Below are 13,237 nucleotides of genomic sequence, written 5' to 3'. Positions count from 1 at the left end.
TTATAAAGCTTGACAATCTGAAAATCTTAAATTTTTAAATAAATAGAGAGTAAAGTTTTAGTAAAAAGATTTCTTCCGGTAAATTTCAAGAGTAATGATGTAATATTAGGCATGAACGAAATTGAGTTAAACCAAAGAGAAGCTTACCACTCTTGGATAGCACAACTGGAGAAACGAATACAAGTTTCTCAACTGAAAGCAGCAGTTAGAGTAAATACAGAGCTAATCCTAGTATATTGGCAATTGGGAAAGGAGATAGTAGAGAAGCAACAGGAGGCTAATTGGGGCGATAACTTAATTGAGCAGTTATCCAAAGACTTGAGTATAGCGTTTCCCAAAATGAAGGGCTTTTCTAGAACTAACTTATTTTATATCCGCAAGTGGTACCTGTTTTATAGTCAAGAGCAAGAATTAGTCCCACAGCTTGTGGGACAATTACCTTCTGTTGTAAATTTGGACGATGAGCAAGAATTAGTGCCACAGCTTGTGGGACTAATTCCATGGGGACATAACCGCGAGATTATTACAAAGTGCGCCGATGTGAAAGAAGCGCTTTTTTACGTGAGTGAGACAATTCGCTATAATTGGTCCCGTGTCGTACTGTTGCACCAAATGGATAGTAAGCTCTATCAACGACAGGGTAAAGCGCAAAATAATTTTGCTTTAACGCTTCCGAAGCCTCAAGCTGACCTTGCTATAGAAACGCTAAAAAATCCATATAATTTTGATTTTCTTACTTTAGGACCACAGGCAAGGGAAAGGGATCTGGAAAACGCGCTGGCTGACCAAGTTACCAACTTTCTGCTAGAGTTAGGCCAAGGCTTTGCGTACATGGGCAGGCAGTACCAGGTCCATGTCAATGGGGATACATATTATTTAGACATCCTGCTCTACCATACTAAGCTACGTTGCCATGTAGTGGTAGAATTAAAAATGAAAGACTTTCAGCCGGAATTTGCCGGAAAACTGAATTTCTATTTAAACGCTGTGGATGCGCAAATGAGGCATCCAAGCGATAATCCAAGTATAGGTATATTACTCTGCAAAACTCCTAATAAGGTGGTCGTAGAATACTCATTAAAGAATATAACAGCGCCACTAGGAGTTGCGGAATATCAGCTGACTCATGCTGTTCCAGAGGAATTAAAAGGTGAACTACCTACTATTGAGGAGATAGAAGAAGAGTTGGAAAGAAGACTTAATAGCAAAGATAACAATAATTAATTTTTTAAATTTAAAACTGAAAATAACCTAAACCAAAATTTCTATTTTACATATTCTTGGTTATGAGGCCTTGCGGTAAACTCCTGAAATAGCTTTACACCAAGAGTATAAAGCTATGAATAAAAGTGAATTAAAAGGAAACGTAAAAGAAGCTTACTCGTCTAAAGAGAAAAGAATCATGGTCGAAGAAATTCGTTCGGGCATGCTTTCCCTTCGACAATCCATTCAAAAGCATCAGGTTTCAGGTTCCGTTTTACAAAAATGGAATCGCTGGTACTTTAAAACGCGGCTGCCCGGAGTATTATCGACCAAAATCAGCATTTCTGATGGCACCATCCCAAACAACCGTTGAACAGTTAAAGCGACAATTACAAGAAGCCGAAGCTCAAGTAACGCAATTAAAGCTGCAGAATACCGCCTTACAGAGTATGATTTCGGTGGCTGAAAAGCAGCTAAAGATAGACATTAGAAAAAAGTATGGTTCCAAGCGGTCCAGGAGTTAAACACCCAGCATCCCTTAATAGGTTTAGGGAAACTGTGCGGACTGCGAGAGAAAATCCCGGCAAGCCTACTATGAGCAGCGGTGGCAGCAAGAAAAAGTGGAAATAAATCAGCTGGCTATTGTCAAAGAAGTAATAAAGATGCGGGAGCAATTACCCGGCGTAGGCACGGGAAAACTGCATCATTTGCTAAGTGACTTCTTGGCCGAGCATCAAATAAAACTGGGGCGGGACAAGCTGTATGACTTGCTGCGGGAGCATCATTTACTGCGTTCTAAGCGACGCAAACGGGCAAAAACAACTAACTCGCAGCATCCATTTTACAAGTATGTGAACCTAGTGAAAGAATTCACGGCGACCCAACCTAATCAGCTATGGGTAAGTGATATCACCTACATCAGAACGGGGCGTGATTTTAGCTATTTAAGTTTGATCACGGATGCTTATTCTCATAAAATCATGGGTTGGGCCCTGGATACCACCTTACAGACGAAAGGACCATTGGCGGCTCTACAAATGGCAGTTAAGACTTTACCCAAGGGAAAAGAAAGCTTGATTCATCATTCGGACCGGGGTATCCAGTACTGCTGCCAAGAATATATTGAGTTACTTTGTTCCAAGGAGATCCGCATCAGTATGACCAATCAAGGAGACCCCGGGGAAAATGCTATAGCCGAAAGAATAAACGGCATCCTTAAAGATGAATTTAACTGCCGGGCTTTTATCTCCTTTGACTTAGCCAAGGCAGCAATCACTAAGTCTATCCTGGCTTATAACCAGCTGCGCCCTCCTGCTTCCTGTGATTACTTAACTCCTGCTCAGGCACACCAGCAGGAAGGTCCACTTAAAAAACGTTGGCGAAAACAGGAAAGGAGAAACCTTATCAATACAAACCAGTTAAGCAATAATGTAAATAGAACTTTAACCATCTAACCTGTAAAGCTATTTCAGGAACCGACCTGCTCTAATTGGTATAAAGGCTAAACTGAAACAGCTACTTTCTAAAGATTTTATCCGATTCATTGCGGCTCTGGTAGAAGTACTTCCGGGTTTACCTCCACATTGTGATAGCTAACAACTTTCCACCGGCCTTTCTCTTTTACCATCACCTGTAATAAACGAGTCCGTAGACGTCCTTTTGTATCCGGATGCATGCCGGGTGGAAGACCAGCTTTGGAGAATCCGGAAGTCCAGGTAAGCGTTTCTACTAGGGCTACATCCGGACGAACAAACTTGAGCGAAATAATATTTTGTTTCATCGCTGTTCCCCGAAAGATACCGGCAAATATTTGCTGGTGCCTTTTCTCAAATTCTTCTTTCCCGGTAAAGAACATGCCCAGAATATTGGTAAAAGTGCCATCCGAGGCAAAACACCGGGAATAGCCTTTCGCATCGCCCTTGTTCCAGTCTTCTGTTTCTTGCTGGATAATACTTTGAATAGTATCCTTATCTGAAGAATTAACTTGGGCTTCGGTGATGGCGGCGGGCAGCGTTAGGGCCAAAATCAGAGCAATTAGAACGTAATTTACTTTCATAAGAGAAGGTAGATGATTTATTTTCCAGGAAAATACGCTAAGAAGGTGCGGGATCTTTTTGGTAAATGGGACATGCTTTCTATTAAGAGAGGGGTAGCCACTTTACGATTGCTGGACCCCAATAATACAAGGTAAAATAATAGGTACCCACTAGTAGAAAAGTAGTGGCCAACAGCAAAACAAAAGAAGCCGCCAACTTCACCGTCGAAGAAGCTTGGTAATCACGGGCGCGGATAAAAGCTTCCACCACCAGGAGATTGGGCAAGTAGAAAAAGAAGAACATGATCTGGTCAAAGACGCCGGTGAACTGCTGGGTATGCCCCAAGCCGTCGGTCAACAGTAGCCAGAAACCATAGTCCATGCGGTATAACCACGAACCAATCGCCAGCGCATACAAGCGTAAAGCCCAGGCCCGATGTTTTTCGAAGCGTAGGGCTACGGCATGCCGGTAGGTTTCTATGGCTGCTACCAACATCAATACGCCGTACAAGCCAAAGCCCAGGTCCATTACCAAGCCACCAATAGTGCCTTTCAGGAGAATAAATAGCAACCCACCTAGGGCAGCCAGCAAAGAAGAAATGACATATATCCGGCCAATCCACCGGTGCCAGGTGGGAAAACGAAGCCGGATATTGTCTACTAGCTGAATACTGCCCAGCAAGAGAATAATACCTCCGGTAGCGAAATGCAGGCCAATCCCGGAAGTTGTGGTGACGGAACCTTGCTCATACAAGCCCGGCAAAACTTCGTTCCACCGGTTGGTGTCGCCTTCGTAGAGCGCCGCCGCGTAAAAAGCCAGAATATATAAACCAAACAGAGCGGCACTGATCCAGACCGTAGTCACCAGCAAGAAGGCCGACCAACGCAAAGTCACTATGCTGAGCTTAGTTAACGGTTGCTGATTAGCGGAGGGCAGGTGGGGTTTACTTATTACATTGCTCATAACAGCTTCATTAATCATTCTTTCTTTAAAATACATAATCCGGCGGATAGGTATCATACTGAAGCTGAATTTTTCTCATCTTTTCGTGATCCATGGCTTGTCCCTGCCCAAAAGCGGCTTGCAAATCATCGTAATAGTTTTCAAAGCCTCCTGGCGTATCAATCACCAATATTTTTACCAGTGCCTCACTGGAATTGGCAAAAGCATGCACGAGTCTCTTAGGAATAAAAATAAAGCTGCCGGTGGTTAAAACCAATAATTTATCCCCTACCTGAACGGTTAACTCTCCTTCTAATACGTACCAGGCATGTTCAAATACTCGGTGCTTATGCGCTGGCGGACCCGGAAAGCCAGAGGGTAATTCATACTCGGTTATAGAGAATTTATTAGCCGTATCCTGACTAAATAACTTAAGAAAGAGTTTAGAACGACCTACTCTTATTTCCTTCCCTTCTCCGGCGTTTACTAGTATGGGTTGATTATTATCTATCATGAAATCTGACTTTGATTTAACTACCGGGTTAAAAGAAGCTTTATGTATTAGGAGCAATATTGGGTAATTAAATTGTTGTTCTATGCTTTTCTTTTTAGCCCGGGCCGCCACTAGTTTTTGAACTCTAACCCTAACTCTCCTTCTAAAGCCGTAAAGGTCTCGGTATAGGAGGTATGATAATGTAAAGGATTGCCGCCACCCGGTTGTAAAGTAATAATGAGTTCCGTAACCGCCCCATTGGTTTCCGCGGCGGTTTGCACAAAAATGATGGATTCTTTCAGGCAGGGGTTGACAATGATTCGTCTCATCTTATTATAGGAAAATTTATTATAGGAAAATAAAATTACTGAAAAGTGTTGCGGAATGCTACTATCTAGCCGCCGGAGCTTTAACCCGTTTGATTTTGGTCGCTTGTAGCTGACCGTAGGTCCAGCGCCGCCAAAGCTTTTCCATTGGTCCCATGGAATGGTATCGCAACCACACGTTACTATACCCCACCTGAAACCCATAAAGCAGCAGCACAATGCCTAAAGTTTCAAGTAACGTTACCTTCCCGGCAAGCCCCCCCGCGTACCCGTAAAAAAGAACCATACAAAGCAGGGTTTGCAGCAGGTAATTGGTCAGTCCCATCCGCCCCGTATTCGCTATCCAGCCCACGAACCGGGCAGGTAGGTGCGGCCAGCAAAGCGTGAGTTCCATTAAAAGGACGAGGGTCAGCAAAGGCGTACCAATAAATTCGGCCAGGGAGAAAAGTAGCTTTTCAGCAGCGAGCTGGTGGGACGGGAGTAAATGGATCCCGAAGAGAGGCAAGCCGGAAAGAGCTTTAAGCACTACGGCCAAAGGAAACACTAGTAAAGCTATTCGCAGTAAAGAAAGCTTAAAGCGAGCCAGGTGCTGAAACAGGTGTAGTTTACCCGCCATGAGCCCAAGCAAGAACATGATCAGGTAGTGGGCATAAGAGGCCAGGCCCTGCTGGACGGCTTTTAAATGCAGCATCAGTACGCCTAACTTTTGCAGGCTCATTACTTGCAACAGAGAACCATGTTGCCAAGTTGTAATTACCTGGCTAATCACGGCGTCAAATTCTTGTTGATTTCGGGCTAGTTGCTGGGGAGTAGCAGGAAAAAACAATGTATTTACCGTTTGGCAAAGAATAACCAAAAGGGCTAGTCCCATCACCCATTTTAGAAGGGTAAATACCGATTTCTGGTTAAAGTAGATTAGGGTAAAACCCAGCAAAGCGTACTTATGCAGAATATCGCCAAACCAAAAGATAAAAGCGTGTATCACTCCCAGTAAGAGCAGCCCCCACAAGCGGCGTTTAAATAAGCGGTTGGCATCCCGGCCCGCCTGCTGATTCTTTTGCCCCATCAGGTAAAACCCCAGGCCAAACAAGAAACTGTAGAGGGTATAGAATTGCCCTTTAAAAAAAAGGTGAATGAAAAACTGGGTGGGGGCATAGGTTTCGGGTTGGTCTAAGCCAAATGCATACACCTGTTCGGGCCGCAGAAAGGCAAACAAGGAGTAGGTTTGAATATTGATGGCCAGAATTCCCAAGAGAGCAAAGCCGCGGATAAAATCCAGTACTTGGATACGGGATGTCGTCTGCAAAATAGAGGGTGTCATGCTTTTTAGTATTTATGAAGAAGGATACTGTACCGAACAGCATCCTTCCATTCTGTTTATGAGAGGTAAATAGCAACTGAAAAAATAAAGCGGGCCGTAGCGCGGTTTTGCCTACGGCCTGGTATTCTTTACTGAATCACTAACTTCAGATGTTGCACCGCTTTACCCGTACTCAGCCGGGCCAGGTACACGCCGGTGGGGTGCTGAGCGGCTGGCCATTCTACCTGGTTTAACTTACCCGCCTCAGCCTTGCCATTTGGCAGTTGGCTTACCAACTTGCCCGCTAGATCATAGATTGCTAAAGTATATTCCTCATCTTCATCAAACGTAAACTCCAGGGTAGTCTTCTCCGAGAACGGATTGGGGTAGTTGCGGAAAGTAGGTGCGGTTTTCTCTTCTGGGGTTACTTCTACGCCGGGCAAGCTCATCCGGGCCACGGCAGCTTTGCTGGTTTGAATCATAATAAAGCCTACAATGGTTGTAACTGGGTCCGCCGCATCCGCCGTGTTGCTCAGGTTGTTATCGTAGACTACCTGGTTCTTTTTGTCTTTATTCCAGATTTTGATGCGGAACTTATCCGGACGGCCATCAATCAATGAAACTAAGAAGCCGTAATTGCCTTGGCCATTGATTTTACCTTTACCCGTGTAGCGCGCTTTGGTACCCGAAATGGTGAGGGTTTCGTAAACAGTACTGCAAAAAGCTAGTTTTACTTTACCGGCTTTAAAGGCAAACAAGGTACTGCCTTCCGGCGTACTAGTGCCTTTCTTAAAGCGGGCAAACAAGCCAAATACGGCGGCTCCGGTGAGCTTAGTATCCGCTTTATAAGCCTGTTTGGGTGAGGTAAAGCCCCCGGCACCGGTGATTGCCCCCGACTCGTAAACCACTACGTACTCGTACGTAGCCGAAGTAATTTGACCACAGGCATCGGTGACGGTAAGAACAGGCGAATAGGTGCCGGCTTTGGTATATTTATGGCTGCCGCTGATGGTGCTACTTTTAAGAGTAGCCGGAGAAGTACTTCCATCGCCCCAGTTCCAAACGGCCGAGCTTAGATTCTCGTCTTTTACCGTGGTGTTGGCCGTGAGGGTTGAGTTGGTGGCCAGTGGATTGGCGGAGACGATGATGGCACTTAGTTCTGGGGTTTGGTTGGTGTACGAGAAAGAAAGCGCGTTGCTTTCCACGGTGCCGGCCAGGGCCACTACTTTCAGGTTTTGGCCACAGCCGGTGGGTAAGTTAAAGCGGATTTGGGTACCGGCGCTATTAATTTCTAAATTGGAGTAAGTGCTGTTACCTACCTTTACAGCAGTAACAGCGCTCAGATTCTGGCCGGTGAGCGTGACTTGGCCGCCAATGGTAGAAACCGCACTGATGCTGGTAAGGGCCGGAGTTTTGCTCGTCAGCTTTACTACCCAGTAATCCTCGCTGCCTTTCGAAGCTTGGGTTTTATCGCCACTAGCCTCGGAAGAGGAACTGCCGCCCAGAATATAGCCGCCGTCACTCGTCTGCTGCAGGTCAAATAAAATATCTTCATCACTGCCGCCGATGGTTTTATCCCATTCTTTGGTGCCATCGGCTTTTAGCTTCACTACCCAGTAATCATAGTTACCTTTCGAAGCTTGGGTTTTATCGCCGCTAGGCTCGGAATCGGAACTGCCGCCCAGAATATAGCCGCCGTCACTCGTCTGTTGCAGGGATCGAAAATCATCAAATCCACTGCTGCCAATGGTTTTATCCCATTCTTTAGTGCCATCGGCTTTTAGCTTCACCACCCAGTAATCATAGTTACCTTTCGAAACTTCGGTTTTATCGCCACTAGCCTCGGAAGAGGACCTGCCGCCCAGAATATAGCCGCCATCACTCGTCTGTTGTAGAGATTCTAATCCATCAAATCCACTGCCGCCGATGGTTTTATCCCAGGCAATGGTGCCATCGGCCTTTAGCTTCACCACCCAGTAATCATAGTTACCTTTCGAAACTTCGGTTTTATCGCCGCTAGGCCTGGAAAAGGAAATACCGCCCAGAATATAGCCGCCGTCACTCGTCTGCTGCAGGGATCGAAAATCATCAAATCCACTGCTGCCAATGGTTTTATCCCATTCTTTAGTGCCATCGGCCTTTAACTTCACCACCCAGTAATCTGCGGAGCCTTTCGAAGCTTGGGTTTTATCGCCGCTAGGCTCGGAATCGGAACTGCCGCCCAGAATATAGCCGCCGTCACTCGTCTGTTGCAGGGATCGAAAATCATCAAATCCACTGCCGCCAATGGTTTTATCCCAGGCAATGGTGCCATCGGCCTTTAGCTTCACCACCCAGTAATCATAGTTACCTTTCGAAACTTCGGTTTTATCGCCGCTAGGCCCGGAAAAGGAAATACCGCCCAGAATATAGCCGCCGTCACTCGTCTGCTGCAGGGATCGAAGATCATCAAATCCACTGCTGCCAATGGTTTTATCCCATTCTTTAGTGCCATCGGCCTTTAACTTCACCACCCAGTAATCCATGTCGCCTATGCCCGCTTCGGTTTTATCGCCACCCATTTCGGACCTGGACCTGCCACCCAGAATATATCCCCCATCACGGGTATGCTGCAGGGATCGAAGATTATCACTACTACTGCCGCCGAAGGTTTTATCCCAGGCAATCGCGGGCTGGGCCCATAGACTGGTGAGCGGTAGGCAGAGGAATAAGAGCAGCAACAATAGCCTGGGCTGAGCCAGGCGCGGCCAAGTAGGGCCGGAGGGAAGCATTGGTTGTCGGAAAGATTGAGGCTTCATTCCTGTCGCTTTTATTACACAGGAAGCATTCGGTTGTAAAAAAAGGCACATACAAATTGGTTTTAAAGATGAAAAAAGGAACGCTACAAAGGTTGCAGCTGGGGCATAAAAAGGCAGTAACCCACGTCACCAATGTGGTAACGGAGGTTGCACGGAGTAGATTTTAGTGCTTTTTTGAGTGGATTTTTAGCTTCGGCGGGCAAATTCACCGGGGCTCATTTGGTAAACTTCCCGGAAGCATTTAGCAAAATAAGGTGGGCTGTCGAATCCTACCCGATAAGCCGTTTCGGAACTGTTCAGTCCTTCCCGCAAATAATGGGTAGCCCGCTGAAGGCGGTAGTTGCGGATAACATCCCCCGGGGGCAATCCCACCAGCACTTTGAGCTTGCGGTGTAGGTGTGACCGACTCAGGTGGAGTTGCTCGGCCAATTGTTCTACCCCCAAAGAAGTATCGTCCAGCCTGGCTTCTATTACCCGGTAGAGTTTCGCCAGAAAAGGATCCAGAGGAGCAGGGGAGCTATCTGATGTATTGGTGGGAAGAATTAATTCTTGCTGCAGGTATTGCCGGTAGCGGCGCTGCCGTTCGAGCAGGTTATGAATGCGTAAGTTTAGCTCCGGCACGTGGAAGGGCTTGGTCAGGTAATCGTCGGCCCCATGGGTTAGTCCTTCCAGGCGGCTGTCTAAAGCCGCTTTCGCCGTCAGCAGAATAACCGGAATATGACTGGTGCGTTCATCGGTCTTGAGTTGGTGACAGAAAGTATAGCCATCCATCACCGGCATCATCACGTCACTGATTACCACATCGGGTAACTCGGCGAAGGCTTGCTCGAGTCCTTCCGCTCCGTTCGTAGTCCGACTAATGCGGTACTGTTGGGGCAGGCTGTCTTGGATAAAATCGGCTAGCTCCGGATTGTCTTCTACCAGTAAAATGAGCGGCGGTTCCTCGTTACTAGCTTGGACGACAGCGGTAAGCCCATTGTCGGAGGGCAAGAGTACGCCCTCCTTTTCGGGTACTGATTCCGCTGCCGGTTGGAGCGGCAGCCAAACCCGGAACTCCGTTCCTTTTCCGGGCTCACTTTCCACGGTAATCTGCCCGCGCTGGAGCTCCACTAGTTCTTTCACTAAGGATAGTCCAATTCCCGTGCCTTTAGAGGAATTATCCGCTTGATCGCCGTTTACCTGGAAAAACCGCTCAAATATAGACGGGAGCTTTTCTGCTGGTATCCCCCTACCCGTATCCGCCACCGTTAAAAGTACCCTATCGGTCACTTGGAGGGAAACCGTTATTTGTCCATCAGTGGGAGTAAACTTTAAAGCATTGGCCACTAAATTGGAGAGAATGCGCTCTAATTTGCCGGCATCAAACCAGTAATCTCCCGTGGCCTCGCTTTGGTAGATTAATCCAATAGATTTAGCGTTGGCTTCTTCTTGGAATATCTGCACCGTTTGCGCTACAAATTCGGTCAGGTTACCCCGTGACTCCTGCACCGTGAGCATTTGGGCATCCAGTTTAGAAAAGTCCAGCACCTGGTTGATTAACCCCAGTAACTGCCCGGCATTCCGCTCCATCGTTGCCAGTGTTTTTTGGTACGGCGTTCCGGCCAGGTACTGCAATAAGCCCGGTATGGGCGAGAGAATCAGCGTTAAAGGGGTCCGGAAATCGTGGGTGATATTGGTGAAAAAGCGGGACTTCAGCTCATCCAGGGCGCGTAATTGCCGGGCTTCCTGTTGCCGCAAGGTAATGGCCTGCTGCAAGCGCAAGCGGTTAATGTACAATCGAAAGCCGTACCAGATCATGCCACTAACCAAAAATCCGTATAAGAGATAGGCCCACCAGGTGCGCCACCAGGGCGGGTTGATGATAACAGCCAGTTGGCGTACGTAGGGGCTCCAATGTCCGGAAGTGTTGGAAGCATTTACCCGTAATGAATATTCACCCGGTGGCAAAGCGGTATAAACGGCCTGTGGCTCACGGCTTTTCACCCACCCATTATCAATTCCTATTAGTTGGTAACGATATTGGTTTTTACCGGGACGGTTATATTGCAAAGCCGCAAAACTAGCCGTGATAAAATTCTGATTATAGGGTAAGATAAGCTCCTTCAACGCATGAATAGGACGATTCAGGAGGGAATCTTTTCTTGGTTCCACCACCCGGTTGTTTATTTGTAATTCGGTTAGCTCTACTTTGGGTTTAAAGCTATCATCTTGCAACTGGGAGGGTTGGAAAACCGTGAATCCTTCTACTCCGGCCATGATAATCTGGCCGGTAGCAGGCAACTGCAGGTAGTGAAACCGGTTAAATTCATTGGTCAGTAGTCCATCTTCGGTGGTATAGACCTGCATTTGAAAAGTTTTCCGGTTCAGGCGGCAAAGCCCTTTATTGGTTCCCAGCCATAGATATCCCTGCTCATCGGGCAAAGCCGAATAAATGACGTTATTGGGTAAGCCATCCTGCTCGGTAATCCGTCGGCACTGACCAGAGCGTTTATCAAAAGCACATAAGCCACTGCCAAAGGTGCCGATCCATAAGCGATTAGCATCGGTAGGATCTTGGGATAAACAAAACAAAGCATTATTACTCAAGCTGGTGAGGTTATCCGGCTCGTAGGCATACTGATGCAATTGTCCCGTTTGGCGATCGAGCCGGAATAACCCGCGGGATCTGCTGGCTAACCAGAAGGCCTGTTCATCCACCACCATCTGGAGAATCTCGTAGGTGCTCTTCTTATCTAGACGATAGGGTGAGAGAACCCACTGCTGCTGTCCAGGATCATAGTTCCAGAGTTGGTACTCATGTAGCAACCAGACCTCCCCTTTGCCATCGGTGGCCATTGGACTGATGGCTTCCTTAAAGGAAACTGGAAAATTTATTTTTTCGGTTTGTCGGGTGTTTAGATTAATATGATAGAAATCAGAACTGCCAACGTTTATCCAGAGAGATCCCATCTTATCATAGGTGTACCGGAATTGATAGGGATTATTATGTTGCACGTTCGGTACTACCAGCGAGCTGGGAACGCCCAACCACTGGGTCAATAAATCCGTCTGAAAATTAACCTGGTAGCGGGCTGTTTGGAAGCCATCTGCCCGCAGGTCATACTTTCGTACGCCCGATCCATCAGTACCTAGCCATAAAACATCGGAACGGTCAATCAACAGGCTCGCGCAATTCCCAGTTTGTAAGGTCAATCGGGTCAATAACTGGGGACCAGCATCGTCGGTAAAGCGAAATAACCGGTCATGCTGACTAAAATATATTACGCTTTTGCTATCGGTCGCAAAGCGCATTCCAAACTGAGTCTCCCCAGCAGCAGGCAAGCGGTAGGACCGTACCTGGCCACTACTGGGATTAAATTTGGTTATAAAACTTGCCGAACCGATCAGGATTTCGCCCGTTGGTCGCTGATAGAGGGTATAAAGATCAGTTTCCGGAAGCGTTAGCGGCGTAGCTGATTCCGGCTTATAATGAATAAAACGCCCGGATTGCTCCTGAAATTGGTCTAACCCTGCACTGGTGGCTATCCAGATAGTGCCCTGCGTATCTTGCAGTATATTGCGTACCCAGTTGCTTGCCAGGGAGTTTGGGTTTTCCGGTTGATGCCGAAACCATTGCACTTGCCTAGTACGGATATGAAAGCAAATTAACCCCTTTCCGTAAAAGGCCAGCCATAACCGGTTCTGCCGGTCTGGGTACGCATGTTGCACTATTAATTCATCGAAGGGTTGCTGACCAAAAATTTGCGGAGAGTAATCAGTAAAGGCTTCGGTGCGGGGATCAAAGAAGGCAATACCACCTTGCTCCGAAATAATCCAAATGTTTCCTTGCGGATCCAGTTGCAAGAATCTTAAATCAGAAAACCAGGAGGAAGGTCTTGTGTCCAACTTTGGGCGGAAAACTTTAAACCGGTTGCCATCATAGCGACACAGGCCATCGCGGGTAGCCATCCAGATAAATCCTTGCGGGTCTTGCACGATGCCGGGCACAAAGCCTTGGGGTAAGCCTTGCCGGTCGGTAATTAATTCGGGCGGAGGTAGACTACTCAACTGCGCCCAAGTGGATAGTCCCCATAAGTTTAGCCCCAGTAAAAGCAGCAACCATTTTAATTCCGGACGCATAACTTAATAGCTTACTCTAA

At 47.0% G+C, this 13,237-nt stretch carries 11 protein-coding genes; 4 read left to right on the top strand and 7 right to left on the bottom strand.

What is annotated here, in order from left to right:
- Positions 1-111 precede the first annotated feature (111 nt).
- The 4 genes from AHMF7605_RS28620 (at position 112) to AHMF7605_RS28610 (ending at position 2,657) form a co-directional block, all read left to right on the top strand.
- Complete coding sequence (locus AHMF7605_RS28620; protein ID WP_106933689.1) at positions 112-1,224, top strand: PDDEXK nuclease domain-containing protein; 1,113 nt, start codon at positions 112-114, stop codon at positions 1,222-1,224.
- A gap of 115 nt (positions 1,225-1,339) precedes the next feature.
- Complete coding sequence (locus AHMF7605_RS28615) at positions 1,340-1,576, top strand: hypothetical protein (RefSeq protein ID WP_106933688.1); 237 nt, start codon at positions 1,340-1,342, stop codon at positions 1,574-1,576.
- On the top strand, positions 1,551-1,727 hold the full coding sequence (locus tag AHMF7605_RS30035; protein ID WP_158267660.1) for a hypothetical protein: 177 nt from the start codon (positions 1,551-1,553) through the stop codon (positions 1,725-1,727). The genes AHMF7605_RS28615 and AHMF7605_RS30035 overlap by 26 nt, the downstream gene beginning before the upstream one ends.
- A gap of 96 nt (positions 1,728-1,823) precedes the next feature.
- The gene (locus AHMF7605_RS28610; protein WP_106933687.1) at positions 1,824-2,657 is read left to right on the top strand and encodes an IS3 family transposase; all 834 of its coding nucleotides are present in this window, start codon (positions 1,824-1,826) and stop codon (positions 2,655-2,657) included.
- Positions 2,658-2,743: 86 nt separating this feature from the next.
- On the opposite strand, the gene AHMF7605_RS28605 is transcribed toward AHMF7605_RS28610, so the two are convergent.
- From AHMF7605_RS28605 to AHMF7605_RS28575, 7 genes are all read right to left on the bottom strand, one after another.
- Positions 2,744-3,259, bottom strand: coding sequence for an SgcJ/EcaC family oxidoreductase (locus AHMF7605_RS28605; protein ID WP_106933686.1), 516 nt, complete (start codon positions 3,257-3,259; stop codon positions 2,744-2,746).
- An 82-nt stretch (positions 3,260-3,341) separates the two neighbouring features.
- Complete coding sequence (locus AHMF7605_RS28600; RefSeq protein WP_233219333.1) at positions 3,342-4,259, bottom strand: DUF2306 domain-containing protein; 918 nt, start codon at positions 4,257-4,259, stop codon at positions 3,342-3,344.
- A complete protein-coding gene (locus AHMF7605_RS28595) occupies positions 4,228-4,695 on the bottom strand; it encodes a cupin domain-containing protein (RefSeq protein WP_146153701.1) in 468 nt (155 codons plus the stop codon). Before AHMF7605_RS28595 ends, AHMF7605_RS28600 begins: the two co-directional genes overlap by 32 nt.
- Positions 4,696-4,805: 110 nt before the next feature.
- Positions 4,806-5,003 carry a cupin domain-containing protein gene (locus AHMF7605_RS28590; protein ID WP_106933684.1) on the bottom strand — a complete coding sequence of 66 codons (198 nt, stop codon included), beginning with the start codon at positions 5,001-5,003 and terminating at the stop codon, positions 4,806-4,808.
- Between the two features lie 61 nt (positions 5,004-5,064).
- Positions 5,065-6,321 carry a DUF418 domain-containing protein gene (locus AHMF7605_RS28585; protein WP_106933683.1) on the bottom strand — a complete coding sequence of 419 codons (1,257 nt, stop codon included), beginning with the start codon at positions 6,319-6,321 and terminating at the stop codon, positions 5,065-5,067.
- A 128-nt stretch (positions 6,322-6,449) separates the two neighbouring features.
- The gene (locus AHMF7605_RS28580; RefSeq protein ID WP_158267659.1) at positions 6,450-9,098 is read right to left on the bottom strand and encodes a T9SS type A sorting domain-containing protein; all 2,649 of its coding nucleotides are present in this window, start codon (positions 9,096-9,098) and stop codon (positions 6,450-6,452) included.
- 186 nt (positions 9,099-9,284) lie between these two features.
- The gene (locus AHMF7605_RS28575; protein ID WP_106933681.1) at positions 9,285-13,217 is read right to left on the bottom strand and encodes a hybrid sensor histidine kinase/response regulator transcription factor; all 3,933 of its coding nucleotides are present in this window, start codon (positions 13,215-13,217) and stop codon (positions 9,285-9,287) included.
- Positions 13,218-13,237 lie beyond the last annotated feature (20 nt).

This window comes from Adhaeribacter arboris (assembly GCF_003023845.1).
Lineage (GTDB): Bacteria > Bacteroidota > Bacteroidia > Cytophagales > Hymenobacteraceae > Adhaeribacter > Adhaeribacter arboris.
Note: the sequence above shows the minus strand (reverse complement) of the source record. Positions and strands in the feature narration are given on the sequence as shown.

What these genes read in the sequence shown, in the direction of transcription:
- AHMF7605_RS28620 (WP_106933689.1), top strand. Translation starts at nt 112, where the DNA reads ATGAACGAAATTGAGTTAAACCAAAGAGAAGCTTACCACTCTTGGATA.
- AHMF7605_RS28615 (WP_106933688.1), top strand. Translation starts at nt 1,340, where the DNA reads ATGAATAAAAGTGAATTAAAAGGAAACGTAAAAGAAGCTTACTCGTCT.
- AHMF7605_RS30035 (WP_158267660.1), top strand. Translation starts at nt 1,551, where the DNA reads ATGGCACCATCCCAAACAACCGTTGAACAGTTAAAGCGACAATTACAA.
- AHMF7605_RS28605 (WP_106933686.1), bottom strand. Translation starts at nt 3,259, where the DNA reads ATGAAAGTAAATTACGTTCTAATTGCTCTGATTTTGGCCCTAACGCTG.
- AHMF7605_RS28600 (WP_233219333.1), bottom strand. Translation starts at nt 4,259, where the DNA reads ATGATACCTATCCGCCGGATTATGTATTTTAAAGAAAGAATGATTAAT.
- AHMF7605_RS28595 (WP_146153701.1), bottom strand. Translation starts at nt 4,695, where the DNA reads ATGATAGATAATAATCAACCCATACTAGTAAACGCCGGAGAAGGGAAG.
- AHMF7605_RS28590 (WP_106933684.1), bottom strand. Translation starts at nt 5,003, where the DNA reads ATGAGACGAATCATTGTCAACCCCTGCCTGAAAGAATCCATCATTTTT.
- AHMF7605_RS28585 (WP_106933683.1), bottom strand. Translation starts at nt 6,321, where the DNA reads ATGACACCCTCTATTTTGCAGACGACATCCCGTATCCAAGTACTGGAT.
- AHMF7605_RS28580 (WP_158267659.1), bottom strand. Translation starts at nt 9,098, where the DNA reads ATGAAGCCTCAATCTTTCCGACAACCAATGCTTCCCTCCGGCCCTACT.
- AHMF7605_RS28575 (WP_106933681.1), bottom strand. Translation starts at nt 13,217, where the DNA reads ATGCGTCCGGAATTAAAATGGTTGCTGCTTTTACTGGGGCTAAACTTA.